Genomic DNA, 596 nt, shown 5'->3' with positions numbered 1-596 from the left:
CCGGGTCCGTAGTACTGCCGCTAAATGCCATGCTCCCCCAAAAATCAAAGGGCATAACAGAGCCGCGGGATATCAAACTGTGACTACTTTTGGTACGTGCCCGTCTGCATATGTCTACGACATGTCCACTAGGACATCGCCTAGTGATCAGGTTTTACTTGATGTGCCCAGCCGCTTGGTTTGGATAAGTCCATTACATCCGCACCTTTATACTGGATAAAATTACAGTATCATTTCTTATCACTCACTGGAAACTACCAAGTAAGGTTACCCAAAAGTCGAGAAAGGCAACTATGTTTGCTCTACGCGATTGCTACTTATAGTCTGTCGATATAAAGTCATCTTGCGGGATAAGTTGCCGGGCATGAATAGCCTTTCAAATCCTGAATCAGCCTTAGGCGAAATTATCCGCCGAGAACGGGCGGCAAGATCTATGTCACAAGAACAACTAGCGTTTGAGTCCGACCTTCATAGAACCTATATCGGATCAGTTGAGCGAGGTGAAAGAAATATTTCGCTGAGAAATATCGTTGCAATTGCAAAAGCATTGCACGTCAGCGCGTCGTACTTGTTAGCAGAAGCAAAACTGTAATAGG

Annotated in this window: 1 protein-coding gene; it reads left to right on the top strand. The window is 45.1% G+C overall.

The genetic code is table 11. From position 1 onward, the window contains the following. Window positions 1-364 precede the first annotated feature (364 nt). Window positions 365-592, top strand: a complete 228-nt coding sequence (locus I5W_RS30090) for a helix-turn-helix domain-containing protein (protein WP_082803064.1) — start codon at window positions 365-367, stop codon at window positions 590-592. Window positions 593-596 lie beyond the last annotated feature (4 nt).

The organism is Herbaspirillum sp. B65 (genome assembly GCF_000333555.1).
Taxonomy (GTDB): domain Bacteria; phylum Pseudomonadota; class Gammaproteobacteria; order Burkholderiales; family Burkholderiaceae_D; genus Herbaspirillum; species Herbaspirillum rubrisubalbicans.
This window is presented reverse-complemented; position numbering and strand designations above follow the sequence as displayed.

Excerpts from the sequence above, each read along its gene's own strand:
- I5W_RS30090 (WP_082803064.1), top strand. The coding sequence starts at position 365 with ATGAATAGCCTTTCAAATCCTGAATCAGCCTTAGGCGAAATTATCCGC.